Source organism: Methylobacterium sp. Leaf123, assembly GCF_001423405.1.
Lineage (GTDB): Bacteria > Pseudomonadota > Alphaproteobacteria > Rhizobiales > Beijerinckiaceae > Methylobacterium.
The window spans coordinates 121,274-145,413 of the sequence record NZ_LMNS01000009.1; the positions used below are offsets into that span (position 1 = coordinate 121,274).

Annotated in this window: 23 protein-coding genes; 12 read left to right on the plus strand and 11 right to left on the minus strand. The window is 67.9% G+C overall.

From position 1 onward, the window contains the following. The first annotated feature begins 63 nt into the window (after positions 1–63). Complete coding sequence (gene gspD / locus ASF53_RS08735; RefSeq protein ID WP_056197023.1) at positions 64–2,478, plus strand: type II secretion system secretin GspD; 2,415 nt, start codon at positions 64–66, stop codon at positions 2,476–2,478. A 59-nt stretch (positions 2,479–2,537) separates the two neighbouring features. Here the strand turns inward: gspD and ASF53_RS08740 are convergent, their stop codons facing one another. Genes ASF53_RS08740 through mdcA form a run of 7 tightly spaced genes read right to left on the minus strand, consistent with a single transcriptional unit; the run spans position 2,538 to position 8,567 of the window. Further along, positions 2,538–3,461, minus strand: a complete 924-nt coding sequence (locus tag ASF53_RS08740; protein WP_056197025.1) for an ACP S-malonyltransferase — start codon at positions 3,459–3,461, stop codon at positions 2,538–2,540. Continuing rightward, the gene (mdcB, locus tag ASF53_RS08745; RefSeq protein WP_056197027.1) at positions 3,458–4,318 is read right to left on the minus strand and encodes a triphosphoribosyl-dephospho-CoA synthase MdcB; all 861 of its coding nucleotides are present in this window, start codon (positions 4,316–4,318) and stop codon (positions 3,458–3,460) included. The genes ASF53_RS08740 and mdcB overlap by 4 nt, the downstream gene beginning before the upstream one ends. Continuing rightward, positions 4,315–4,974 carry a malonate decarboxylase holo-[acyl-carrier-protein] synthase gene (gene mdcG / locus ASF53_RS08750; RefSeq protein WP_056197029.1) on the minus strand — a complete coding sequence of 220 codons (660 nt, stop codon included), beginning with the start codon at positions 4,972–4,974 and terminating at the stop codon, positions 4,315–4,317. The genes mdcB and mdcG overlap by 4 nt, the downstream gene beginning before the upstream one ends. After that, positions 4,967–5,683 carry a biotin-independent malonate decarboxylase subunit gamma gene (mdcE, locus tag ASF53_RS08755; RefSeq protein WP_056197031.1) on the minus strand — a complete coding sequence of 239 codons (717 nt, stop codon included), beginning with the start codon at positions 5,681–5,683 and terminating at the stop codon, positions 4,967–4,969. Before mdcE ends, mdcG begins: the two co-directional genes overlap by 8 nt. Continuing rightward, complete coding sequence (locus ASF53_RS08760; RefSeq protein WP_056197033.1) at positions 5,670–6,602, minus strand: biotin-independent malonate decarboxylase subunit beta; 933 nt, start codon at positions 6,600–6,602, stop codon at positions 5,670–5,672. The genes mdcE and ASF53_RS08760 overlap by 14 nt, the downstream gene beginning before the upstream one ends. Positions 6,603–6,604: 2 nt before the next feature. Continuing rightward, the gene (mdcC, locus tag ASF53_RS08765) at positions 6,605–6,913 is read right to left on the minus strand and encodes a malonate decarboxylase acyl carrier protein (RefSeq protein WP_056197035.1); all 309 of its coding nucleotides are present in this window, start codon (positions 6,911–6,913) and stop codon (positions 6,605–6,607) included. A 7-nt stretch (positions 6,914–6,920) separates the two neighbouring features. Beyond that, positions 6,921–8,567, minus strand: a complete 1,647-nt coding sequence (gene mdcA, locus ASF53_RS08770) for a malonate decarboxylase subunit alpha (RefSeq protein WP_056197037.1) — start codon at positions 8,565–8,567, stop codon at positions 6,921–6,923. Positions 8,568–8,837: 270 nt separating this feature from the next. Here mdcA and madL point away from each other — a divergent pair, with 270 nt between their 5' ends. From madL to ASF53_RS08790, 4 genes are all read left to right on the plus strand, one after another. Beyond that, positions 8,838–9,287: a malonate transporter subunit MadL gene (madL, locus tag ASF53_RS08775; RefSeq protein WP_056197039.1), complete on the plus strand. Its 450-nt coding sequence runs from the start codon at positions 8,838–8,840 to the stop codon at positions 9,285–9,287. Between the two features lie 4 nt (positions 9,288–9,291). Beyond that, positions 9,292–10,056, plus strand: a complete 765-nt coding sequence (madM, locus tag ASF53_RS08780) for a malonate transporter subunit MadM (protein WP_056197041.1) — start codon at positions 9,292–9,294, stop codon at positions 10,054–10,056. A 5-nt stretch (positions 10,057–10,061) separates the two neighbouring features. Continuing rightward, on the plus strand, positions 10,062–10,748 hold the full coding sequence (locus tag ASF53_RS08785; protein WP_056197042.1) for a GntR family transcriptional regulator: 687 nt from the start codon (positions 10,062–10,064) through the stop codon (positions 10,746–10,748). 121 nt (positions 10,749–10,869) lie between these two features. Further along, the gene (locus tag ASF53_RS08790) at positions 10,870–11,868 is read left to right on the plus strand and encodes an SDR family oxidoreductase (RefSeq protein ID WP_056197043.1); all 999 of its coding nucleotides are present in this window, start codon (positions 10,870–10,872) and stop codon (positions 11,866–11,868) included. 30 nt (positions 11,869–11,898) lie between these two features. Here ASF53_RS08790 and ASF53_RS08795 read toward each other — a convergent pair whose 3' ends face one another. Beyond that, positions 11,899–13,104, minus strand: coding sequence for a DUF2252 family protein (locus ASF53_RS08795; protein ID WP_056197046.1), 1,206 nt, complete (start codon positions 13,102–13,104; stop codon positions 11,899–11,901). 383 nt (positions 13,105–13,487) lie between these two features. Here ASF53_RS08795 and ASF53_RS08800 point away from each other — a divergent pair, with 383 nt between their 5' ends. After that, positions 13,488–15,014 carry an ATPase domain-containing protein gene (locus ASF53_RS08800; protein WP_056197053.1) on the plus strand — a complete coding sequence of 509 codons (1,527 nt, stop codon included), beginning with the start codon at positions 13,488–13,490 and terminating at the stop codon, positions 15,012–15,014. After that, positions 15,014–17,059, plus strand: coding sequence for an ATP-binding protein (locus ASF53_RS08805; RefSeq protein WP_056197056.1), 2,046 nt, complete (start codon positions 15,014–15,016; stop codon positions 17,057–17,059). The genes ASF53_RS08800 and ASF53_RS08805 overlap by 1 nt, the downstream gene beginning before the upstream one ends. A gap of 88 nt (positions 17,060–17,147) precedes the next feature. On the opposite strand, the gene ASF53_RS08810 is transcribed toward ASF53_RS08805, so the two are convergent. The 3 genes from ASF53_RS08810 to ASF53_RS08820 form a co-directional block, all read right to left on the minus strand. Further along, a complete protein-coding gene (locus tag ASF53_RS08810) occupies positions 17,148–17,480 on the minus strand; it encodes a hypothetical protein (RefSeq protein ID WP_056197057.1) in 333 nt (110 codons plus the stop codon). Positions 17,481–17,536: 56 nt separating this feature from the next. Beyond that, complete coding sequence (locus ASF53_RS08815) at positions 17,537–18,154, minus strand: hypothetical protein (protein ID WP_056197059.1); 618 nt, start codon at positions 18,152–18,154, stop codon at positions 17,537–17,539. A gap of 345 nt (positions 18,155–18,499) precedes the next feature. Next, entirely contained in the window at positions 18,500–19,060 is a 561-nt protein-coding gene (locus ASF53_RS08820) for a helix-turn-helix transcriptional regulator (protein ID WP_156635445.1), read from the minus strand. Between the two features lie 683 nt (positions 19,061–19,743). On the opposite strand from ASF53_RS08820, the gene ASF53_RS08825 reads away from it, so the two are divergent. The 5 genes from ASF53_RS08825 to ASF53_RS08845 all read left to right on the plus strand — a co-directional run bounded on the left by ASF53_RS08825 (position 19,744) and on the right by ASF53_RS08845 (position 24,135). Then, positions 19,744–21,021, plus strand: a complete 1,278-nt coding sequence (locus ASF53_RS08825) for a hypothetical protein (RefSeq protein ID WP_056197064.1) — start codon at positions 19,744–19,746, stop codon at positions 21,019–21,021. 297 nt (positions 21,022–21,318) lie between these two features. Further along, the gene (csgH, locus tag ASF53_RS08830; RefSeq protein ID WP_056197066.1) at positions 21,319–21,648 is read left to right on the plus strand and encodes a curli-like amyloid fiber formation chaperone CsgH; all 330 of its coding nucleotides are present in this window, start codon (positions 21,319–21,321) and stop codon (positions 21,646–21,648) included. Between the two features lie 306 nt (positions 21,649–21,954). Continuing rightward, a complete protein-coding gene (locus ASF53_RS08835; protein ID WP_162242222.1) occupies positions 21,955–22,593 on the plus strand; it encodes a hypothetical protein in 639 nt (212 codons plus the stop codon). A 40-nt stretch (positions 22,594–22,633) separates the two neighbouring features. Then, the gene (locus ASF53_RS08840; RefSeq protein ID WP_056197071.1) at positions 22,634–23,077 is read left to right on the plus strand and encodes a curli production assembly/transport component CsgF; all 444 of its coding nucleotides are present in this window, start codon (positions 22,634–22,636) and stop codon (positions 23,075–23,077) included. Positions 23,078–23,211: 134 nt separating this feature from the next. Continuing rightward, complete coding sequence (locus ASF53_RS08845) at positions 23,212–24,135, plus strand: CsgG/HfaB family protein (RefSeq protein WP_056197073.1); 924 nt, start codon at positions 23,212–23,214, stop codon at positions 24,133–24,135. The last annotated feature ends 5 nt before the right edge of the window (positions 24,136–24,140 follow it).

Consider the following 24,140-nt stretch of genomic DNA (forward strand, 5'->3'; position numbering starts at 1 on the left):
TTAACCATAAGTACCTAGCGTCGCCGCCACCAGCAACCAGCGGCATCGGGGTCGAGCGGAGGCATGGCGATTCGTGCACATGTCCTCGCGCTGACGTTCGGGCTGGCTCTCGGCCTGCCCGGCGCAGCCTTCGCCGCCGAGCCATTGTCGGGCCCCGCCTACGGCCCGCGCCCCTCGGGCGGCTTCATCCTGCGCGGGAACGACCGGTTCATCGCCGGGGAGACCCCCGCGGCGCAGTCGCTTCCGGGTGGCCTCGTCAGCCTCAACCTCGTGGACGCACCGCTGCCGAATGCCGCCAAGGCGGTGCTCGCCGACACTTTGGGCCTCGGCTACACCCTGGATCCGCAGGCCACCGGCACCGTCACGCTCCAGACCGGCGGCGCGGTCACCCGCGACGCGCTGCTGCAGATGTTCGAGGCGGCGCTGTCGAGCCGCGGCCTCGTGCTGCGGCGGCGCGGACGCATCGTCCAAATCGCACCCGCCGCCGCCGACCCGAACGCCGTGCGCGCGGTGCGCGGCCCGGCCGCGGAAGCCGGCGCCGTCGCCGTACCCCTGCGCTGGGTCTCGGCGGTCGAGATGCAGGCGATCCTGGCTTCGGTCGCCCCCCGCGACGTGGTGCTGCGGGCCGACCGAGCGCGCAATCTCCTGATCCTCAACGGTGACGCGACCCAGATCGGCGCCCTGCGCCAGACCATCGCGATGTTCGACGTCGATTGGATGCGCGGCATGTCCACGGCGATGCTGCCGGTGCGCAGCGCCAGCCCCGTCACGCTCGCCCGCGACATGACACAGATGTTCGGGGGCGAGGCCGCCGGCACCGGGGACGTGATCCGCTTCATCCCCAACGAGGCGCTGAGCGCCATCCTCGTCGTGTCCTCCCGCGCCGTCTATCTCGACCGCGCCCGTGTGATGCTGGAGCAGATGGAAGTGCTCGCGGCCGAGCGCGAGCGCCAGCTCTTCGTCTACCGCATTCAAAATCGCTCGGCCCGCGAACTCGCGGCGGTGCTTCAGGGCGTGGTCGCCGCGGAAACCGGCGCCCCCGTGAACGTGTCGTCGGGCCACGGCGCCGCCCAGGCCGGCCTCGGCGGCGGGTTCGGGCAGGGCGCGGGCGCGATGCCGGGCGGGTTCGGGCAGGGCGCGGGCGCGATGCCGGGCGGGTTCGGGCAGGGCTATGGCGGCTCGGGCGGCTCGGGATATGGCAGCTCCGGCGGCCCGGCCGGACTGTCCGGGGCCGGCGCCCCTTACGGCGGCTACGGGGCTGACGCCGCGACGGGCGGGACGGGTGCCTACGGAAACACCGGGTCCATGTCCGGCATGGGATCCGCGGGGGGCCTGTCCCCCATGGGCGGCGCCAGCATGGACACCGGGGACCCGTCCGCCCCCTACGGCGCCGCGCCGGCCGCTTACGGGGGCGGCTACGGAAACGGATACGGCGCGGAGACGGGCATGGCGGGGGGATACGGCGGGGGCTACGGCGCCCGCCGCGATGCCATCGGCGTCGTCGCCGACGAGGCCAACAACAGCCTCGTGATCTCGGCCACCCGCAACCAATACGACAAGATCCTGCGCATCCTCGGCCGGCTCGACGCGATGCCGACACAAGTTCTGCTCGAGACCGTGATCGCCGAAGTGACACTCAACAACGAGCTTCAGTTCGGCGTGCAATGGTTCCTCAAGAACAGCGGTTCGCGCTTCAACCTGGCCCAGTCGGAGACGCGCCGCACCGTCGCCGAGGGCACGAGCGGCACGGACGCGCTGATCAAGGCCGCGGTGCGGGGCGTACCGGGCTTCAACTACCTGCTCAACGCCTCCGACTTCAACGTCGTGCTCAATGCCTTGCAGGGCGTGACGCGGGTCAACGTCATCTCGTCGCCTAACATCACCGTGCTCGACAACCGCACCGCCAAGCTCCAGGTCGGCGATCAGGTGCCGATCGTGCGGCAGAGCGGCCAAAGCGCGTTCGCGGCGGGCGCGCCGATCCTCAACCAGATCGAGATGAAGGATACCGGCGTGATCCTGTCGGTGACGCCGCGGGTGAACAAGAACGGCCTCGTGGTGCTCGACATCAATCAGGAGGTCAGCGACGTCGTGAAGACCACGACCTCGGAGATCAACTCACCGACCATCCGTCAGCGCCGGGTCGCGACCAGCGTCGCGGTGAATGACGGCCACAGCCTCGCCATCGGCGGCATGGTGCAGGAAAAGGCGCAGATCACCAACGAGAGCGTGCCCGTCTTGGGCGACCTGCCGATCGTCGGGCCGGCCTTCCGCAACCGCATCGACGGACGCGTGCGTACGGAACTCATCGTCTTCATCCGGCCGAAGGTGATCCGCGGCACCGTCGAGGCCGACCGCATCGCCGAGGATTTCCGCCAGCAGTTCCGGGCGATGATGCCGATCCGCCCGGTGCCGGCGCCTCTGCCGATGGCCGCCATGCCGATCGGGCCGGATGGCGTGCTGCGACGGATGATCGACTGAGGCGTTTTGATCTCAGACGAGCATCGGCACACCGTGGATGCACGCCGATCGCATCGCCTTCATCGACCGCCGATCCATTCGGTGATGCCGGAGACCGAATGGAATTCGTCGAGGGCGTGGACCCGCGCTGCGGGGATCGCCTCGCGGACCATGGTCGCGAGGGCATGGCCGGGCCCGAGTTCGAGGACGGTGTCGCAGCCGTATTCCCGGCAGGCTTCCAGGCAGGCGGCCCAATCGATCCTGTGCGAGATCTGGCGCGCGAGCTTCGACAGCCCCGCGCGGACGTCGAAGACCGGCGCGCCGTCGAGACCGCTGATGAGCCGCGGCGCGCCCGGCGGCGGGCGCAGGGGCGGCCTCTCGGAGAGAGCCGCCTCGAAGCGCCGACTGGCCTCGCGCAGGAGCGGCGTGTGCGAAGGGGTTCGCACGGGCAGAACCACGGCGCGCAACGCACCGGCCGCCAGCGCCTCGGCGCAGAGGGTTTCGAGCGCCGGGCTCGGGCCGCCGATGACGGCGCTGTCGGCGGCGTTGCGGATGGCGAGGGCGCAGCCATGCGCCGCCGCCAGGGACTCGATCGTCGCAAGCGGCAATCCGCGAAGGCCGGCGAGGCCGGCGCCATCACCGCCAGCCGCATCCATCGCCTCGGCACGCGTGGCGGCAAGGCGCAGGATCGTCTCGGCGTCGAAGCGGCCGGCGCAGCCCCAGGCGGCGAGATCGCCGATGCTGTAGCCGGCGACGATGGTGCGGGCGGGGTGCGCCGCCTGCACGATGGTCCAGCCCGCCAAGGCCGCGACGCAGCAGAGGATCTGCCCGGTGCGGTTGCCATGCAGGTCCGCCCCCGGAGCGCGGACGAAGGCCCGCGGGTCCTGTCCGAGAACGCGCTCGGCCGCCGCGAAGACCGGCGCGGCGGGGGCCCAATCCGCGGTGAGATCGAACATCCCCGGATGCTGGCCGCCCTGGCCGGAGAGGAGCACGGCGAGCGTCACGCGGAGGCCTCGACGCTGTCCACGAACAGCGTCATCGCCAGCAGGTCGGCTGCGCCGCCGGGGCTGAGGTTGCGGGCGACGAAGGCGCGATGCAGCGCCTCGGCGCGGGCCCGCCAGCCGGGCTGCGCCATGCCGCCTTCGGCGATGAACCGCGCCGCCTCGCCGCGCGCGAAGGCAAACCCCTCGGGCCCGCCGCGATGCAGCAAGTTCGTGTCCTCGACATGCGCGATCAGGGCAAGACAGGCTTCGACCCGCGCGGCTTCTTCATCGCCGGGGTGACAGCACCGTCCCCGGCGCAGGGCCGGCAGGGCGACCCGGTAGAGGCTCGGAAAGCCGGCGGCGGCTTCGGCCGGTGCACCGCCGACGCCGTGGCGCCGCCGCACCTGCGCGCCGGGCGCGTGGAGCAGCACCGGGCCATTGAGGATCGCCGAACCGTAGCGGTCGCGGACAAGGGCGCCGAGCGCGCCGGCCCCCGGCCGTGGCCGCGCGCCGGCCGCCGCGCAGAGCAGGCCGAGCCCGAAGATGGCGCCGCGATGCGTGTTCACGCCGCCGGTCGCGACCCGCATCGCCGCCTCCGCGTCGAGGCCGATGCGGCGCAGGGCCGGCATTGAGGCGCCCGCCGCCCCGGCGAGTGCGAGCGCGCGGAAGAACGGCGTAATCGCCGCCGTGCTTGCCCGGAACGTGTCCGCATCCATGTCGGCATGGCTGCCGCGATCGACGTGGCTGACGAGGCCCGGCTTCGGGTAGGTTTCGAGTTCGAGCCGGAGCGCGGTCGCCGCCACCCGCGCGATCGCGTTCGCCGCCGGGTGCCCATCATCCTCGGGGGTAAGCGCGCGAAGGGCAGCGAGCGGGCTCATTCGGGATCTCCCGCGAAAAGGGCGGCGGCCTCGCGGAGGGCGAGGCGGTCGCGGTGCTTGACCAGCACCGTTTCGCCGAGGCCGGCTCTATGCAGTTCACGCCAGTTCACGCCGCCCCCATCGGGCAGCACGATCTCACCATCGAGGCGCATCGGCGCCCGCGCCTCGATCGCGGCGATCTCCTCCATCAGCCGAGGAGGAATCGCACCAGGAACCGGCCAGAGCAGATCGAGATCCGAACGCTCGGAAAGGTAGGGGAGGCCGGTCAAGCTCTGCCAGAGCAGGCTTCCGAACGGGCGCGGCGCGAGGCCGTGGCGCTCACCGAGCGCGATCAGCGCGTCGAGCGTCGCCTGCCAGGACGGCGGGCATACCGCGAGGGCCTCAGACAGCAGGACGGGCGCACGCGGCCGGACCGCGTCGGGCGAGAGCATCAGGCCGATGCGGCGCTTGCCGTCCCGCGGCGGCAGGGGCAGGCCGACCGGTACGAGGCCCGCCTCCTCTCCCGGATACGAGCGGCGCAGGATGACCGGCCGCCCGTCGTCCACCCAACCCGCGACGTGGGGCACCCCGGCGAGATCCGCCCGCCCGGCCACGGCGGCGGCCCAGGCTGCCGGCTCGACGTCGAGGAGGTCATGGCGCCGGTGCGCCTCAGCCAAAAGCGGCCTCCCGCACCACCTGCGCGGCGATCGCCTCGGCCACGGGCCGTCCGCCGCGTTCGCGCCCGGCCCGGTCGCGGGTATCCTCGGCGGGCAGCGCGTCGATCACGGCGGCGATTTGCTCCGCTAGCGGCTGGTCGGGGTCGAGCACCGCCTGCACCGCGCCCGTGCGCACCATGTTGTCGAGGCCCGGCGCGAAGACCGGCGTGTCCTTGGCCATGGCCTCCAGCCGGTCGAGGGGCAGCTTCGTGACGCGGGCGACGGAGGGCAGGTCCATCACGCTCGGGTTCGCCCCCGGCAGGCCGACGAGGACGCGGGTCGCCAGCGCCGTGGCGATGAAGGCGCCCGCCGCCGAGTGGCCGTAGATCAGGCCGACCGTGGGGTGGCCCTTTGCGTCGGCGAGCAGCAGCGTCTTGGCGAGGTGAGCGAGATACTCGTTGAGGCCCAGCAACTCGTCGCGCCGGCTCATGCGCTGGCTGTCGGAATCGATGGCGACGAGGATCGGCGTGGCGTCGCCCCGGCGGACCACGTCGAGGACGTGGCCCGCGAGCCGGCAGGCGCCGTCGACGCCGAGCGCCGTGTCCCCGTCGATGCCGATCACCGCGAGCCGACCGCCCCGGAACGGACCCTCGCCGTTCACGAGCCCATCCGCGACGGTCACGGAATGACCCTCGGGAAACAGCGAGGCCAGGATCTCAGCGAGCGTCATGAGTTGTCTCCCCGAGGCGGGCGAGCAGGGCGTCGAAGTCGGCGGTCGTCAGGGCCGGCACCGCCTCCGGATCGTTCACCCCGAGGCGCGCCCAGATCTCGGTGGCGTCGCGGCAATCGCCGAAACGGGTCAGGCGCTGCTCCAACCGTGCCTGCTCCGCCTCCAAAGTGGCGAGGTCGAAGGCCGGGGCACGCCCGATCAGGTCCAGGGCGGCTTGGCGGAAGGCCGCGACGGTGTCGTCGGCATAGGCGTCGGCACCGCCGGTGAGGCGGCGGTGCTTGCCGCCCATGGTGCGCCAGACCAGGGCGCGATCACGGGAATCGAACTCTTCGGCGCCCTTGTTGGTCTCGATCACCTCCGGCCCCGAGACCGAGATGCGCCCGCCCTCGGAGACGACGAGCCGCGAGCAGGTGGCTGCGATCAGGCCGCCGCCGCCATAGGCTCCGGCCCGGCCGCCGATCAAGCCGATCACCGGCACGCCGGCCGCGCGCAATTGCGTGATCGCGCGCATCACCTCGGCAATCGCGGTCTCGCCGGCATTGGCTTCCTGAAGGCGCACGCCGCCGGTGTCGAACAGGATCAGCACGGCGGCCGGCTTCAGTGCCAGGGCGGCGCGGAGCAGGCCGACGAGCTTGGCACCGTGCACCTCGCCGAAGGCGCCGCCCATGAAGCGGCCCTCCTGCGCGGCGACGAGGACGGGTTGGCCGTCGAGGCGGCCCGAACCGACGATCATGCCGTCGTCGAAGGCGCGCGGCAGGTCGAACAACGGCAGGTGCGGACTCATCCGACGCTGCTCGGGGCCGATGACCTCGCGAAAGCTGCCCGTATCCAGCAGGCCGTCGATGCGGGCACGGGCGCTCGCCTCGTACCAGCTTGCCGCCCAGCCTTTGGTGGCCGGGTCGATGATCCGTTCGCTCATCGTCAGACCTCCATCAGCCGGGCGCCCTGAAGCAGGCGTAGGGACACGGTGTCGGGGCGTGCGCCGCCATCGTTGATCGTGATGCGCAGGCCGCCGGGCTGAGCGCGAGCAACGAAGTCGGCGACAACCGCCGCCCAGACCTCGCCGTAACCGCGAATCGGCGTCTCGATCTCGACGGTGCACTCGGTCGCGGGCAGGGCGCGCTCCAAGAGCACTTCGAGATTACCGGAGGCGACGACGCCGGTAATGGCCTGTGCCTTCGCACCGGCCAGGGCGTTCTGCGTCGTGTGTCGGAAGCTCAGCTTTTCCATCGCGGCCTCACCAGTTCCGGAACTTGGCCGGCGGCTCGTAGAGCCCGCCCGACCAGTGCACGAGATCCTTGATCGAGCGCGCCGCGAGCAGGGAGCGGTCGGCGTCGAGGGGTTCGATGCCGAGATCCTCCGGGCGGCGGACGATGCCGCGCTGGCGCAGGCGTTCGACCATGGCCCGGTCGCGCCCGCGGCCGATCTCGGTATAGCCGGCCACCCCGCGGATCGCCTGTTCGCGCTCGTCGGCGGTGCGGCAGAGCAGGAGGTTGGCGATGCCTTCCTCGGTGACGATGTGGGTGACGTCGTCGGCGTAGACCATCACCGGAGCCAGCTCCAATCCAATCTTTTTGGCGAGTTCGAGTGCGTCGAGCCGCTCGACGAAGGCCGGCACCAGCCCCTCGCCGAAGGTCTCGACGATCTGCACCACGAGCTTGCGCCCGCGCATCAGGGCGGGATCGCCGGTGACCTGCGCCTCGCGCCCCGCCTTCATCCAGGTGTCGGAGGGGTGACGCCGGCCATGCGGGTCCGAGCCCATATTCGGCGCACCGCCAAAGCCCGCCACGCGGTTCTGCGTCACCGTGGAGGAATGGCCGGCCAAGTCGATCTGCAGGGTCGAGCCGATGAACAAGTCGCAGGCATAGAGCCCGGCCGTCTGGCAGAAGGCCCGGTTCGAGCGGAGCGAACCATCCGCGCCGGTGAAGAAGATGTCGGAGCGCTCGCGGATGTAGCGGTCCATGCCGACTTCCGAGCCGAAGCAATGCACCTGCTTCACCCAGCCCGATTCGATCGCCGGGATCAGGGTCGGGTGCGGGTTGAGCGCCCAGTGGGTGGCGATCTGACCTTTGAGCCCGAGGCGGTCGGCATAGGTCGGCAGCAGCAATTCGATCGCCGCGGTGCCGAAGCCGATGCCGTGGTTGAGCCGGCGGATGCCGTACTCGGCGTAGATCCCCTTGATCGCCATCATGGCCATCAGGATCTGCGTTTCGGTCATGGCCGCGGGATCGCGGGTGAAGAGCGGCTCGACGTAGAACGGCCTGTCGGCCTCGACCACGAAATCGATCCGGTCACCGGGGATGTCGACGCGGGGCACGCGCTCGACGATCTCGTTGACCTGCGCCACCACGACGCCGTTCTTGAAGGCGGTCGCCTCCACCACGGTCGGCGTGTCCTCGGTGTTCGGCCCCGTATACAGGTTGCCGTCCCGGTCGGCCGAGACGCCCGCGATCAGCGCCACGTTCGGGGTGAGATCGACGAAGTAGCGGGCGAACAGCTCGAGATAGGTGTGCACCGCCCCGAGCTCGATCTGCCCGCCATAGAGCATGCGGGCGATGCGACTGCCCTGCGGCCCCGAATAGGAATAGTCGAGCCGCTTCGCGATCCCCTGCTCGAAGATGTCGAGATGCTCGGGCAGCACGATGCCGGACTGGACCATGTGCAGGTCGTGCACGCGGGCGGGATCGCACTGGCTCAGGCCCCGCGCGAGGCAGTCCGCCTGCTTCTGGTTGTCACCCTCCAGGCAGACCCGGTCGCCGGGCTGGAGAATCGCCTCCAGGAGATCGACCACGTTGGCGGCCGCGACCACCTTGCCCGCGGCATGGGCCCGACCCGCCTCGATCCGCGCATCGCGGGCCGCCCGTTCTCGACGCCAACCGCTCATCCGGTTCGCTCCTTAGTGATGGCCCGGCTGTGCATACGCCGACCGGCGCATCGACCGTCGGCGTATCTTCAAGCCCGCTGTTACACCGATCTTTGTATTCCCGCTTGCGCCATTGTCAATATCTTGCATACGATCGCGCAACAAAAGCGAATCACGAAATACAGGAAGGAGCCGCCCGATGAAGGCTGTATGCGCAAGGCCTCGGATAGGCCTGATACGGGGGCCGAAGCCGGTCGAACCCACGGCGGTTCCGCGCGGGGAGGACATCCGATGACGATCCTCGGCGTCGCGCTCCTCGCGCTTTGCACCTTGATCGGCGTGTTCCTGGGCGACCTGCTCGGGATCCTGCTCGATGTGAAGGCCAATGTCGGCGGCGTCGGCATCGCCATGATCCTGCTGATCGCCGCCCGCGTCTGGCTGCTGCGCCACGACCGGCTCGGCCACGCGACCAAGCTCGGGGTCGAGTTCTGGGCCAGCATGTACATCCCCATCGTCGTGGCCATGGCCGCGCAGCAGAACGTCGTCGCGGCGGTGAGCGGCGGCCCGATCGTCATCATCGCGGCCGTCGGCAGCGTGCTGCTGTGCTTCGCCGCCACGGCCCTGCTCGGCCGGATCGGCGGGCGTGCGCCGCGGGACGCGGCCGAGGTCGAGCAGGCCGGCGCCGTGATCGCCGGCGAGACGACTGCACCCATGCGGCCGTCCACAACGGCCGGGAGGTAAGCCCATGCTGCACATGCTGGAACACGTCTTCGTCGAGCAGAGCCTGGTCGCCGCCTTCGCGGTCATCGGCGGCCTGATTCTCGTGTCGAACTTTCTCGGGAAGCGCCTGACGCGCGGCCGGGTCCACGGCTCGGCCATCGCCATCGTGCTGGGGCTCGTGCTGGCCTACTTTGGGGGACTCGCCACCGGCGGGAAGCGGGGGCTGGCCGACATCCCGGCGCTCGCCGGCATCGGCCTGATGGGCGGGGCGATGCTGCGGGATTTCGCCATCGTCGCCACCGCCTTCGAGGTGGACGTGATCGAGGCGCGCCGCGCCGGCCTCCTCGGCGTCGTGGCGCTCGCGCTCGGCACGGTGCTGCCCTTCCTCGTCGGCACCCTGACGGCGGTGGCCTTCGGCTATCACGACGCGGTGTCGATCACGACGATCGGGGCGGGCGCCATCACCTACATCGTCGGCCCCGTGACCGGCGCGGCGCTCGGCGCCGATTCGACGGTGATGGCGCTCTCGATCGCCACCGGCGTCACCAAGGCGGTGATGGTGATGGTGGGGACACCCCTCGTCGCCCGGCTGATCGGCCTCGACAACCCGCGCTCGGCGATGGCCTATGGCGGGCTGATGGGCACGGTCAGCGGCGTCGCCGGCGGGCTCGCCGCCACCGATCCGAAGCTCGTGCCCTACGGGGCGTTGACCGCGACGTTCCACACCGGCATCGGCTGTCTCGTCGGCCCGTCGCTGCTGTTCCTGATCGTGCGGGCTCTGGTGGGGTGATGCGGATGGGGGAGGAGGGCGCGATGGACGGCGTGGCCGAGGGCCGCGGCCTCCTTTCCGACCAGATCCGCAACGCCCTGACCGACGAGATCGCCTCCGGTGTGCTCGCGGCGGGCATCGCGCTGGACGAGCAGGATCTCGCCGACCGCTTCGGCGCCTCGCGCACCCCCGTCCGCGAGGCCCTGCGCCAGCTCGCCTCCAGCGGTCTGGTCGAGATGCGCCCCCGGCGCGGCGTCGTCGTCACCCGCATGACGCCGGAGCGGATCATGGAGATGTTCGAGACGACCGCCGAGTTCGAGGCCCTGTGCGTGCGGCTCGCCACCTACCGGATGACGCCGCTCGAACTCAGCGCGCTGATGGTCCTGCACGAGCAATCGGCGGCGCCGGTGGCAGCGCAGGACTACGACACCTACGACGCGCTCAACCGCTCATTCCACGAGGCCCTGTACCGCGCCACCCATAACGGCTTCATGGCCGAGCAGGCGCTGGCGATCCGCTCGCGGCTGTCGGCCTTCCGCCGGACGCAGTTGCGCCAGGGCGAACGCATCCTGCGCTCGCGCGCCGAGCACGGCGAGATCCTTCAAGCCATTGCCGAAGGCGACGGCGACGCCGCGGCGCGGCGGATGCGGGCTCACATGCTCAACGCGGCGAGCGCCCTCGGCCGCTACGTCGCCGACCACGCCAGCGAGTGAGCGCCGGGGGGGGCCTGAAGGCTCCGGCCTGCGCGGTTTGCGCGCGGGCCGAAACAGTTGGTCCCGTCGCGCGTACCCCCATCGCTGCCGCATCGACGCGGCGGGATAGGAGTTATTCGGAATGGGTCACAAGCCGCTGAACGAACAGGTTATCGTGATCACCGGCGCGTCCAGCGGCATCGGGCTCGCGACGGCGCGCATGGCCGCACGGCGCGGGGCCCGCGTCGTGCTCGCCGCCCGCAGCGCGGATGTCCTGGCCGACATCGCCGCGGAGTTCGGCACACGCGCCACCTACGTGGTCGCCGATGTCGGCCGGCGGGCGGATGTCCAGGCCATTGCCGACCACGCCGTCGCCACGTTCGGCGGCTTCGACACCTGGGTCAATGTCGCCGGTCTCACCGTCTACGGGCCGCTTCGCAAGATCGCCCTCGAAGACCACGAGCGGCTGATCCAGACCAATCTCTGGGGGACGGTGCACGGCTCGCTGATCGCCGCCGAGCATCTGCGCGGGCGGGGCGGCGCCATCATCAATGTCGGCAGCATCGCCTCCGACCTCGCCTTCCCGTTCCAGGGCCTCTACGCCACGTCGAAACACGCGGTGAAGGGCTTCACCGACACGCTCCGCATGGAGCTGGTGGCGGAGGGCGCGCCGATCTCCGTGACGCTGGTGAAGCCGGCCTCGATTGATACGCCGCTGCCGAACCGGGCCCGCAACTACATGGATCGCGAGCCGACGCTGCCGCCGCCGATCTATCCGCCGCAGGAGGTTGCCAACGCGATCCTGCACGCGGCGGTCCATCCGCAACGGGACATCATCGTGGGCGGCGGCGGCAAGCTCTTCGTCATGGGCAAGGAGTTCGCGCCAGGGGCCTATGACGAGCTGGCGCCGGCCATCATCGCTCTGCAGAAGCGGGCCGAACCGCCGAGGGACCCGAAGGGCGCGCTGCATGCGCCGCAGGGGGCCGGCCGGGAGCGCGGCGACCCGCCGATCTACGTCATGCGCAGCAGCGCCTATACCCGTGCGAGCCTGCACCCGCTCGCGACGGCCGGGATCGCCGCGGGCCTGGCGGCGACGGCGGCCCTGGTTCTGGGCGGGAAGAGCGCCCGGCGCCGATCCTGAGATCGGACGCCGGGACGGCTCGTCCCGGCGTCAGGCCGCCTGCTGGCCGGCGTAGCGGCGGCAATGCTGCAGGTATCCGACCTCGTGACGCCCGGCGAGTTCGACGACGCTGGACCAGAGCCAGGAGGGCGCCCCCTCGTCCTCGCCGCTGCCGCGCGTGATCTCGATCCGCCAAGCCGCACGCGTCTCGGCATCCATCTGCCGGCCATGCGCCTTCCCTACGACATGGGCGAGGTAATGCGCCGCGCGGACCGCCTCCTCGCGGCCGAACTGATCGACATCGAGCTTCAGGTCCTGCGGCGCGAGTTCGCGCATCACGACCGACTTGCCCAGCAGTCGGACGGGCAGCATGCGTTCGCCGAGATTCGGCGACAGGGCACGTGCCCCGGCCACCACCCGTTCGGCCGGGTCGGACGGCATCTCCACGCCGGGAGCGGTCGGCGCGGCCGGATCGATCGCCTCCTTCAGGTCCACCAGCGCGAGGCGGCGCTTGTTCCCGGGCTCGGTGATGCCGACGAGCGCGGCATAGCGCAGGAAGCCGAGCGAGCTGCAGCCCTTCATCCAATAGGCCGCATCGATCAGGCGGATCTCGGCTTCCTCGCTGCGCCCGTTCAGCGCCAGAACGAGGTGGCGCACCGTGTCCTCTTGGAAGAGCCCGTTGAGCGCCTCACGCTCCTCCGTATCGAGCTTCCAGAACTTGCGCCCGAGCGGAATCGCCGGCTCCACGCCCTTCAGGCGCTCCCGCGCGAGATGCTTCCAGTGCCGCCCCAGCGCCCGGCGGCGGACCGAGCGCACGGCGTCCGGTTCGGAGGGCTGGCGGTTCGTCTCGTTCTGTCCCAGCCCCACGGCGTAACCGAGCAGCATCTCTTCGAGCATCCGCGCCGTCACGACACCGGGCAGGTCGGAGCCGCGCGCCGCGCTGGCGAGCGACAGCCCGAGGCGCACGAGGTCATGCGTCGGATTGCCGATGACGGTCTGATCGAGATCGCGGATCTGGATGTCGACGCGACCATCGGCATCGGCCAGGGGCCCGAGATTGCCGAGATGGCAATCGCCGCAGATCCAGATCGGCGGTCCCTCCGGCAAGGTGCCGCGGGTGAGACCGTCGAGCCACTCGTAGAACTTCAGGGTATTGCCACGGACATAGGCGTGCGCCGATTGGGCCATTTTGAGCGTGCGTTGCCGCTCCAGCACCTCGGCGCGCTCCTCAGGACCATAGGCTCCGTTCACGGGCATCAAACACCTTCATTCGATCGTTGGGCGCTCCGCGCCCGCCTTCAGCATCAACGCGCTTGCAGCCGGGAGCGAAGCGCGGCTCATCGTCTCCGCTGTGGATTAAGGCGGCCTCCCAAAACGTGAGAGGACGCCGAGCCAGGGCGAGGCCGGTCGACGTGCTGGGGAAAAGCAATCTCGGTGGCCATCGACCGGGCGACGCCGACGGATAAACGGGTTTGAACGGCGTCGGCGCGGTTCGTTGGAAGAGTAACGCCCCACACGCTAAGGAAATGATCGGATCGCGCTGCCCGTGCGTTATCCCCGGCGCTGACGCGGGTTTATGGGGCGCTCGGTCAGCCCCCATGCGAGATGGGCCAAACAGGATAGGAGCGGCGTCCGAGCCGATGAACGACGCGATGGACACGACAGGCACCCGATCCGGTTCCGAGACCAGGATCTCGACCGGCATAACGGGCTTGGACGAGGTTCTCTGCGGCGGCGTCACGCCCGATCGGCTCTACCTTCTGGAAGGGACGCCCGGCACCGGAAAGACGACGCTCGCGCTGCAATTCCTGCTCGAAGGCGTGGCCCGAAAAGGCCGTAGCCTCTACGTCACGCTGTCGGAGACGGCGGACGAGCTGCGCGCCGCGGCCACGAGCCATGGCTGGTCGCTTGACGGCATCGAACTCTACGAACTCGTCAATGAGATGGGGCTCGACCCCGACAGCGAGCAATCGATCCTGCACCCGTCCGAGATCGAACTCGGCGAGACGGTCCGGGAGGTCATGGCGCGGGTCGAGAGTCTCAAGCCCGAGCGCGTGGTGTTCGACAGCCTCTCGGAGCTGCGCCTGCTGGCCCAGAACCCGCTGCGCTACCGGCGCCAGATCCTCGCGCTGAAGCAGTTCTTCGCGAAGCGCGCCTGCACCGTGCTGATGCTCGATGACCGCACCTCGGAGGCGGGCGACCTTCAGCTCCACAGCATCGCCCACGGGGTGATTTCCCTCGACCAGACCCCGCGGGAATTCGGCTCCGAGCGCCGACGCCTGCGGATCGTAAAGATGCGCGGCATCAAGTTCCGGGGCGGCTACCACGACTTCGTGTTGGAGACCGGCGGCGTGCAGGTGTTTCCGCGCCTCATCGCGGCCGAGCATCGCGCGACCTTCGATCCGACGGCGCAATCGACGGGCTCGGACGAGCTAGACCTGCTGCTGGGCGGCGGCCTCGTGCCCGGCACCAACACGCTCCTGCTCGGCCCCTCCGGCGTCGGCAAGACGACGACCGGATTGCGCTGCATGCTGGCCGCGCTGGAACGGGGCGAGACGGCGACATACTACCTGTTCGACGAAGGGCTCGCGACGATGATCGCGCGAGCCGCCATGCTCGGCATGGACCTGCGGCCGCATCTCGGAACCGGGCGTCTGACGATCATGCAGATCGACCCGGCGGAGCTCTCGCCCGGAGAGTTCGCCTCGATCGTCCGGCAGGCCGTGGAGGAGCGCGGGTCCACCTTCGTCGCCGTCGACAGCTTGAACGCCTACCTGCACGCGATGCCGGGCGAAGAGCACCTCATCCTGCAGATGCACGAACTCCTGAGCTATCTGAACCAGAAGGGTGTCACCACGCTCCTCGTCCTCGGGCAGCACGGTGTCATCGGCGAGGTTCGGACCGACATCGACCTGAGTTACCTCAGCGACTGCATCCTGCTGTTCCGGTTCTTCGAAGCCAAAGGCGAGATCCGCACGGCGCTGTCGGTGGTGAAGAGCCGCGTCAATCCGCACGAGCGGACGATTCGCGAGTTGCGGCTCTCGACGGACGGGCTTCAGGTCGGCGAGGCACTGAGCGATTTCGAGGGCGTGCTCACCGGCCTGCCGGCCTATCGTGGGCGGGTCGAGATGCTGAAGGGGCCCGATGCGTCTGGGGACGGCGCTTGATGTCATCCGCCGAGGAGCGTGCCCTGATCCTGGCACCGCGCGGGCGCGATGCCACGGTGATCGAGGGGGTGCTGGACCGCTCGGGCATTCACGCCGCGGTCTGCGCGAACATCGCAGAGTGGTTGACGGGGCTGCGTGAGGGCGCCGGAACCGCGCTCGTGACCGAGGAAGCCTTGGCCGACGGCGACACGGCGGACGTGTTCGCTTGGCTCGACGCGCAACAACCCTGGTCGGACTTCCCCTTCATCGTGCTGGCGACACGCCAAGCCGGACGCCGAACCCAGAGCGCGGCGGAACTGCTGCGGCGGCTCGGCAACGTGGTTCTTCTGGAACGCCCGATCAATGCCGAGACGCTGACCAGCGCCGTCGTCTCCTCCCTGCGGGCGCGCCGCCGCCAGTACCAGGCCCGGCAGCATCTGCTGGAACGGGAGCGGGCGCAGGAGCAACTTCGGCTGGCGAACGAAGAGTTGGAGCGACGCGTCGCCGAGCGGACGCGGGAGGTCGAGACCGCCCACGAGACCCTCGCCTTCGCCCTCGACGCCGCCGGCATGAGCTCGTGGGACATCGACTACGTCGCTGGAACCCATCGCCGCTCGCCCCGATTCGATGCCGTCTTCGGCTACGCCGGCACAGGACGGACCTGGGACCGTGAGTCGTTCCTCGCCCATGTCGTCGATGAAGACCGCGAGACGGCCGAGGAGGCGTTCGCCAGTGTCGCCAGGACGGGCCGGCTCGATCTCGAATGCCGCATCCGGCGCGCGGACGGAGCGGTGCGCTGGATCGCGATGCGGGGGCGGGTCAAGTCCGGCGAGGCCGACAAGCCGGAGCGTATCGCCGGCATCCTGATGGACCGCACGGATCAGCACGTCACGGAGGAGGCGTTGCGCCAAGCCCAGAAGATGGAGGCGATCGGCCAGCTCACGGGCGGTGTAGCGCACGATTTCAACAACCTGCTCACCGTCATCGTCGGCGGCCTCGACATGATGCTGCGCCGCCCCGACCAAACCGACCGCGTGAAGCGACTGGCCGAGGCGGCGATGGGCGCGGCGCGCCGGGGCGAGCAGCTCACCCAACAGCTCCTGGCCTTCTCACGCCGCCAGATGCTGCGGCCGCAGACGCTCAACCCGAACCGGCTGCTGCTGGATTTCCGGCCGCTCGCCGAGCGCGCGGCGACCGGTGCCGTCGAGTTGGCCTTCGATCTCGACCCGGCCCTCGACCCGATCCGCATCGATCCGGCACAGTTCGAATCGGCGTTGCTGAACCTGATCGTGAACGCCCGCGACGCCTTGGAGGGCAGGGGAGGGCACGCGCGCATCGAAGTCACGAGCCGCAATGTCCGGCTCGGCACGGCGGCGGTCGCGGATCGGGGCGTACCGCCGGGCCCCTACGTCGTCATCTCCGTGACGGATACCGGCAGCGGCATCCCGGCCGACAAGATCCAGCGCGTCTTTGAGCCGTTCTTCACCACCAAGGAGGTCGGCAAGGGCACCGGCCTCGGGCTCAGCCAGGTCTACGGCTTCACCCGCAGCGCCAAGGGGTTCGCGCAGATCGAATCGGAGGTCGGCCAGGGCACGACGGTCAGCCTGTACTTCCCGCGCTCGACCGACCCGGCGGGCGAGGAGATCGGGCCCGGACCGGTCGGCGCCATCCCGCTGCGCCGGGCCGGGGAGGGCGAGACGGTGCTGCTGGTCGAGGACGACGAACAGGTGCTCGGCATGGCCGTCGAGAGCCTGGAGGAGCTTCGCTACCGGGTCATCGTCACCCGCAATGCGGCCGAGGCGCTGGAGCATCTGCACGGCGTCGAGCGCATCGACATCCTGTTCTCGGATGTCGTCATGCCCGGCGGGATGAACGGCTCGCAGCTCGCTGTCGAGGCGCGGCGGGTGCGCCCGGACATCAAGATCCTGCTGACCTCTGGCTATGTGGCCAATCTCGACGAGGGGCAGGTGATCGGCCAGGGCGAGCTTCCGGTGCTCAACAAACCCTATCGGCGCGATGAACTCGCCCGGTCGCTGCGCCTGGTGCTCGGCGGCGAGAGGGCCTGACAACTCCGGGTGCGGCTCCCAGGCGCGTCAGCGCCGCGCAGGACGACCGGAGGAGACGCCTGCAAGGCTCAGCTCCGTCGGTCCGTCCTTACTCGTCGAGATCGATGACCTTGCGCTTGGACGGGGGCCGATCCCGTGGCTTCTTGGCATCGCCACCCAGCCATTCCGGCGAGTCTCTATAACTGGCGCTCGGCGGCGGACGATCGAGCTTGTCGCGTTCCGCCTGGGCCGGACTCTCGATCTGCGGGACGGGCTCCGATTGCGGATACTGCGCCGACGGTCCGCGGAGCTGGAAGCCGTCGATGCAGCGCCGGAGCGCGATCGGATCCGTGATGAACGTGCACTCGTTCACGTTGGTGATCGCCTGAGCCATCGCCGCCCCGGATTGCACCGATAGCGCGATGGCAAGAATGACCGACATCCATCGCATCGATGGCCTCCTGATCCGCTACGCCAATCCGGCTGAGCCGGCCCTGCTCAGCGCCCCGCCGCCGGCGCGACCTGTCGGATCTCGACCTCGCTCGGCTCCGCCGGGCGCGGGCGCTTCACCTGCGTCTGCGGCGACGCCGTACCGGTCGAAGCGGCCGCGCTACGCCCCGCGCCGGCCGAACCGGCGGGGAGTGCGGCCGCTGCGGCGGTGGCACCCTTTCCGTCGATGCGTCCGAGCCGGACCTTGACGCTACGGACGGACTTGGCCGCGGTGTCGTAATCGCACTCGTAGGTGATGCGAACCCACTGACTCTGCGGATTGAGGAACCGCACCGAATCGCCGCGGAACCTGACCACCGTATCAGTGCCGGCCGGCGGCTCGGCTTCTTGGAAGATGGTTCCGGTCGGCCGGTTCATCCACTCGAAATCCGTCGGCGCTTGGCGCTCGATGCCCGGCACGCAGGCCTGCACGGCCGCGGGAATGGCCTGGCGCGCGCAGGCGGCATCGCATCCCGCCTTGGCGGCCTCGGTCGGAGCCGGCTTCGCGTCCTGGGCGGAAGCGGTGGAGAGACAGAGCCCGGCCAAGCCGACGCCCACCAGGGCGCGGGGAACCACCGTCAGGGGGAAGGCCCGGCGCGCCACCAGTCCAGCCACGATCCGAATCATCCGTCGAACTCTCCAATATCCACCCAGGCGCGGCAGCGCCCGTACGGCACCTTTGTCAAGATGCGGGCGGAAGACATAGCGGGGTTTTGCGGCGTCAACCACTATCCAACAGACGCGCCGCGGCCATTTTCCGGCACGGAGCCGATCATTTCCAAAGTCCGTTGCCGAAATGTGAAGGCTGCGCCACCGATCGCTGCATCGCGCAAGATTCACCGATGGATATCAGCGGCAATCGCGCCTCGAAAGCGATCCAACGGATCGATCAGCGATGTACGCTTCGAATGGCAACAGACAATAATTCAATTATCTCACGCGTTGCCGGAGCGAACACCTAACGTCACGGCCTCAACGTGCCACCTCCGCCATCGGCGAGAATTGGCAGACGCGCGCGAGCAGCGCCACAAGCTCGGGCTGCCGCGAGGTTCCCGTCTTGGCAAAGATCGAGGCAAGTTGCGTGCGGAGCGTCGCGATACTCACATTGCGGCTTTGCGCGATGGTCGCCAGCGGCACGCCTCGACTGAGTTCCGCTGCCAGACGCCCCTCGGCGGCAGTGAGGCCGAAAATCTTCTCCAGCGCCGGGGCGCACACCTGGGTCCGAACCGTGAGGTCGATCAGGATGAGCAGACGGTGGGCCTCTCCCATCGCCGTGATATCCATCGCCTGAAACACCAGACGCTGATCGCTGCGCGGGCGCTCCAGTTCGACCGTACCGAACGGCTCGGTCAGCGCATTATGGATCATCCGGTTCGTGAACGGCTCGTTCGCCGCAGCCGTGTCGTGATCGCCATCAAGAACAATCTGTCGCGCCAGCATATTGCAATCGACCGTCTTTCCGCGACATTTGATCAGTACAGCAGCCGATCCAACTTTATCGAGAACATTGAGCAATGCATATTTATCCGGCATCGTAATTTTCTTTGTTCTTTTGCGTCAACATACAAGTACGAAATCATCTTTACTCGTCGTGCCGCCGCATCCTGAATCTACAGGGAGCGTGGGGCGCGGCGTTAACGATATATACCAGGTGATGCTTTCGCGTCACTACCGGTCTTCAGGCATTCAGTGCCGTTTCTCACAGCGGCAAACTACGCATGAATCGGCCTCATCTGCGCGAAGATTCAAGCGCAAAAAGGATCTGGAAACCTGTTCGCCGAGTGATTGCAGAACGGCATGATCGATCTCGATAGATTGAGCGCCACTTGTTTTGAACTGATCCGAGCAAATCCGAAGCAATCGCGGCCTCGTTTCGCAGCGGCATCGGCAGAATTTGTTACTGAAAGTTTCTTCCGGCGGTAATATGGCCTACAAGAATAGCCACGAACAACGCAAAAAGCATATTCAATACATAGAAATCATCGGTGTGATATTACAGCCTCTTCAGTTCAAAAATTAAGGTAAACGGTTCGTTTCCATCTGAAACCGCAATTTATCCTTCAAATGAATGATGCGGCTGCCCACGGCCTCTCGTATTTAACTCCTCGTTAACAACGGCACGAAGCAGCCGCCCCCACCGGCAGACTGGTCAACAGTCGGTAAAGACCGGGCGAGCGCCTGCGGGATGACTGAATTCGACACGCAGGGGATCAATCATGAAGAAGCTTACGTTCGCCGCGATCAGCACGCTCGCCCTCCTGACCGCTGCTCCCACCCTCGCCCAAGGCTTCAACGACGCGACGCTGACGCAGGCAGGCCGCAACAACGTCCTCGACCTGACGCAGACCGGCACCGGCGGCGCAGTTAACGTCCAACAGCTCGGCGACTGGAACGGTGATAACCGTCTTGGCGCTACGGGCACCCAATCAGGCACCGGCAACGACCTCCTCGTCGTGCAAAGAGGTAACCGGAACGCGTTCTCGACCGTCCAGGAGCGTGGCAACAGTAACAAAATCGACCTGACGCAGACCAATAACGGCAACTACGCCAGCAGCGAACAGATCGGCGGCGAAAATGCCACCGCGACGGTCAACCAGAGCGGCGGTTTTGTGGGCGGCTTCACCCGGCACGTCGCCGTCACGACCCAGAACCGCACGAGCGACTCGCAGATCAAAGTTACGCAGACCGGCCTTCTTCAAAGCGCCACTGCTGAGCAGATGGACAACACGCGAAACGACTCGAAAATCGTGATCGAGCAGGCCGCCGTCGCGAATACGGCATTGGCTACGCAGTCGAACGCGAATAACTCCACGCTGTATGTCGGTCAGTTCGGCGCCCTCAACATCGCTAACGCCACCCAGTCGCGTTCGACGGGCACCACCGGCTCCATCTTCCAGGCCGGTCTGTCCCATGTTGCTTCGGTCCAGCAGGACCGGAACGTCGGATCTTCGACCTACCTCGCGCAGATCGGCGTTGGGAACCGCGCCGCCACGATCCAGACCGGCTCGGCGAACAGCGATATCTTTGCGAACCAGGGCCTCGATAACAACCTGCTGTTCGTGAGGCAGGCGGGTTCGGATGGGGCACAGATCAATGTGACCCAGGCCGGAACGGGCAACGACGCCAACATCACTCAGACGGGATCGTTCGGCTCCGGCATCACCCTGCTCCAGAACAACAACAACAACTCGGCGAGCCTCCAGCAGAACCGTGCGGGTGCCAGCACCATCACCGGCATCCAGACGGGCGAGGCGAACGTCCTGCTCGCCAATCAGATCGGCGGCTCGCTCAACACGATCGTGAGCACGCAGACCGGCGATTTCAACACTGCGAACCTGACGCAGAACAACGCCAGCTGGAGCACGATCACCAGCTTCCAGCTCGGCAACAGCAACACCGTGAATGCTACGCAGAACACGGGCACGAGCAACATGATCCTGAGCGCGCAGCTCGGCAACGGCAACATGGCGACCATCACCCAGGGCCGCCGCTAACCCGCGACACGCCATCGAAGGGCGTGGTCCTCCTCGCAACGAGGGTGACCACGCCGCTTCACCGGCGACAGCCATCGACCTGTGTCCATCAGGCCGGTGGCTTTTCCCGTTCAGGCATCGACTCCTGTCGGTCGCCGGATCCGGGTCTCGTCCAAGTCGAGGACCGAACGAGCCGCGCGTCCAGGGATGCCTTGCGGTAGTCTTCCGTGCCGCTTCCGGGCTCAGGTCGCTGAAGGTCGGTAAGCGAATCGCGACGGCGGCAGCCGCTCAAGCGCAACAGCGAGGCACCGCATCCGCATGACCGGCGACCTCCCACCTCTGCCCATCACCTGTTCCGTGACCGAGCTGCGCCAAGGCTCGCAAATCCAGATCGACGCCGAGATTCGCTCGGATGCGGCGCAGTCCGGCCATTACCGCCTGCTGGTCCTGAAGCAAGGATCCTCCGGCAGCGCACAGGTCAGCCAGCAATCGGACTTTTCCGTCGCTCAGGGGGCCGCCGTGAGAATTCAGGGATTGCGCCTGTCGATCGAACCGCACGGGCGTTATCGCGCCCGCCTGCTCGTCCGCGTCGGCAACGCTGAATATACCTGCGAGCGTGAGGGGCCGGATGCACCCGAACCCCTCTGACATGACGGCTCAATCGCACCCGCCCCTCGAACGCCGACGCACGGCCGAGGGCCGGCCCAGCCTGACGCGCTGTGGCGCTTGGGTCACGCCGTCCCGCCGGAACGGATGCGAATCAGGATGCGGGCGGGGTTTCGCGTTGACTTCAATCCACGCATCTCACAATGACAAATGAACCGTGGCGACGACAATGATCGTCTTAGCGCAATCTTAATCTAGAAGCTTATCTAACAATTAAACTGTAACTGCCTTCAATAAAGAAGAGGCAGATGCGGCCGCAACCGAGCTATGAATGGACGGCACAGCAATATGACCAGCACCATCCATAGATTACCCCGTCTTCCTTTGACGGCTTGTGTTATGGCTCTTGGGCTTTTGTCATCCGCCGCCGAGGCTCAGCAGACCGGCGTCGCGCGCATATCCGGCGGACAGCCGATCGCGACCGAAGTCGCCGTCGAATACGCAACGATCGGTTCGGTTTCGCTTCCGATCCGGATCCTCGGGCTAAATGGCGCCGCTGCCCCCGGCGGGCAGACCGCGACCAACCTGCAGGTCGGCGCCAACAACCGGACCGACATCCGGCAGGGCGGCACCGGCAACGCGGCGGCGATCCAGATCTTCGGCGACGGCAACGCGGCCGCGATTACCCAGCAAGGCACGAACAACGTCGGGCAGGGCGTCTTGACCGGCTCCGGTATCCGCTTCGACCTCCAGCAGAATGGCAGCGGCAACCAAGCCGACCTGAGCGTCAACGGGCCCGCGGGCGTGAGCACGCCGGCGGGCGTAAGCCTGCAAGTCCGGCAGGACGGCAACAACAACAGCGCGACAGGCTCCGTCCCGGGCGCCGCCAACGTCGTCCTCAATCAGGTCGGCAACGGTCTTTCGGCCGATGTGAGCCAAGCCGGCGTCGCCAAGAGCATCAACATCCTGCAGGTCCGCACCCGCTGAGGGTGGCGACGCAGAGAGCGTGAGAAGGTGAGACTCCCCCATGAAGACGAATGTCCTGGCGGCAAGTGCTCTGCTGGTGCTCTCGGCTGGCCCGGTCCTGGCGGGTAATCTCATCTACCAGCCGGTGAACCCCGCTTTCGGCGGCAGCCCGCTCAACGGCGGCTGGTTGCAGAGCGGCGCCGCCGCGCAGAACCTCCCGCAGGCGCGCGAACAGCGCCTGAACGAAATTCAGAGCAGCCAGACAGGCCGCGGGGGCCAGGGGCTGACACAGGGGCAGATCTTTGCTCAGCAGTTGCAGTCACAGCTCTTCAGCTCCCTCGCCAATCAGATCACGCGTGCAATCTTCGGTGAGAATGCACAGCCGAGCGGACAGTTCGTTTTTCAGGGAACAACAATCGATTTTACACGCGTCGGCCCGAATGTGCGGGTGATCATTAACGATGGTCAGACTAGCACTGAAGTCGTGGTGCCCGCCGGTCCTTAAAACTTATTGCAATTCATTTTATCGCCTCCTCAACAGCGTTGAGATTGCTCGCGCGCGATGGATGCGGTGTTTGCGCCACGATAATCCGAAGGTTGCGCCAAGCAACCCGGTCATGGTCGGGATTCTTGATCCTTATGTGGGCTGAAAAACTCTCGATCCGGCGCCTTGCCGTCGGTGGTCTTCTTGGGGCGGCGCTCAGCTTGGGCGGCTGCGTGTCCTTGGGCGGCGGTGAGCCTCTCAACGAGGCACCGACCGTGACGGAAACGTCGCCGACGGGCTTGAATCTCGAATTGCTGCCGCCGCCGGTGAAGGCCGTTGATCTAGCCGTCTATAGCTTTCCCGACCTGACGGGCCAGAACAAGCCCAGCGACAACTTCGCCGAGTTCTCCCGCGCCGTGACGCAGGGCGGCGCCGCCTTTCTCGTGGATGCGCTGCGCCGCACCGGCGGAGGGCGCTGGTTCAGGGTCGTGGAGCGCGGCAGCCTCGCCAACATCCTGCAAGAGCGGCAGCTCATCCGCGCGACCCGCCAGGAGTTCGATCAGGACCAGGCCAAGCCGCTGCCGCCGATCCGCTTCGCCGGCCTGCTCGTCGAGGGCGGCATCCTCGCCTATGACGCCAACTTCGTGACGGGCGGCATCGGTGCCCGCTATCTCGGCATCGGCGGCGACATTCGATACCGGCGCGACGTGGTGACGGTCGGCATGCGCATCGTCTCCGTCCAATCGGGCGAAGTGCTCACCAGCGTCACGACGACGAAGACGATCTATTCGATCGGCCTCAACACGAACACGTTCCGCTACGTTGCGGTCAACAAGCTGTTTGAGCTCGATGCCGGCGTCACGCGCAACGAGCCGACGCAGTTCGCCGTCCGAGAGTCGATCGAGTTGGCGGTCTACTCGACCCTGATGGAGGGCGCGCGCAAGGGTCTGTGGAAGTTCCGCAATCCCGATATCGGGCAGCGCCTGCTTCAGGAATACATCGAGCGCGACAAGCCGCTCCCGGCGGCAAGCGCGAACGCCGAGGTGGTTCAGGAAGCCGTCGTGGTCGCGAAGAACTGAGACGA

Coding starts and splice junctions, on each gene's coding strand:
- gspD (WP_056197023.1), top strand. CDS start 64: ATGGCGATTCGTGCACATGTCCTCGCGCTGACGTTCGGGCTGGCTCTC.
- mdcB (WP_056197027.1), bottom strand. CDS start 4,318: ATGAGCCCGCTCGCTGCCCTTCGCGCGCTTACCCCCGAGGATGATGGG.
- mdcE (WP_056197031.1), bottom strand. CDS start 5,683: ATGACGCTCGCTGAGATCCTGGCCTCGCTGTTTCCCGAGGGTCATTCC.
- ASF53_RS08760 (WP_056197033.1), bottom strand. CDS start 6,602: ATGAGCGAACGGATCATCGACCCGGCCACCAAAGGCTGGGCGGCAAGC.
- mdcC (WP_056197035.1), bottom strand. CDS start 6,913: ATGGAAAAGCTGAGCTTCCGACACACGACGCAGAACGCCCTGGCCGGT.
- mdcA (WP_056197037.1), bottom strand. CDS start 8,567: ATGAGCGGTTGGCGTCGAGAACGGGCGGCCCGCGATGCGCGGATCGAG.
- madL (WP_056197039.1), top strand. CDS start 8,838: ATGACGATCCTCGGCGTCGCGCTCCTCGCGCTTTGCACCTTGATCGGC.
- madM (WP_056197041.1), top strand. CDS start 9,292: ATGCTGCACATGCTGGAACACGTCTTCGTCGAGCAGAGCCTGGTCGCC.
- ASF53_RS08785 (WP_056197042.1), top strand. CDS start 10,062: ATGGGGGAGGAGGGCGCGATGGACGGCGTGGCCGAGGGCCGCGGCCTC.
- ASF53_RS08790 (WP_056197043.1), top strand. CDS start 10,870: ATGGGTCACAAGCCGCTGAACGAACAGGTTATCGTGATCACCGGCGCG.
- ASF53_RS08795 (WP_056197046.1), bottom strand. CDS start 13,104: ATGCCCGTGAACGGAGCCTATGGTCCTGAGGAGCGCGCCGAGGTGCTG.
- ASF53_RS08800 (WP_056197053.1), top strand. CDS start 13,488: ATGAACGACGCGATGGACACGACAGGCACCCGATCCGGTTCCGAGACC.
- ASF53_RS08805 (WP_056197056.1), top strand. CDS start 15,014: ATGTCATCCGCCGAGGAGCGTGCCCTGATCCTGGCACCGCGCGGGCGC.
- ASF53_RS08810 (WP_056197057.1), bottom strand. CDS start 17,480: ATGTCGGTCATTCTTGCCATCGCGCTATCGGTGCAATCCGGGGCGGCG.
- ASF53_RS08815 (WP_056197059.1), bottom strand. CDS start 18,154: ATGATTCGGATCGTGGCTGGACTGGTGGCGCGCCGGGCCTTCCCCCTG.
- ASF53_RS08820 (WP_156635445.1), bottom strand. CDS start 19,060: ATGCCGGATAAATATGCATTGCTCAATGTTCTCGATAAAGTTGGATCG.
- ASF53_RS08825 (WP_056197064.1), top strand. CDS start 19,744: ATGAAGAAGCTTACGTTCGCCGCGATCAGCACGCTCGCCCTCCTGACC.
- csgH (WP_056197066.1), top strand. CDS start 21,319: ATGACCGGCGACCTCCCACCTCTGCCCATCACCTGTTCCGTGACCGAG.
- ASF53_RS08835 (WP_162242222.1), top strand. CDS start 21,955: ATGACCAGCACCATCCATAGATTACCCCGTCTTCCTTTGACGGCTTGT.
- ASF53_RS08840 (WP_056197071.1), top strand. CDS start 22,634: ATGAAGACGAATGTCCTGGCGGCAAGTGCTCTGCTGGTGCTCTCGGCT.
- ASF53_RS08845 (WP_056197073.1), top strand. CDS start 23,212: ATGTGGGCTGAAAAACTCTCGATCCGGCGCCTTGCCGTCGGTGGTCTT.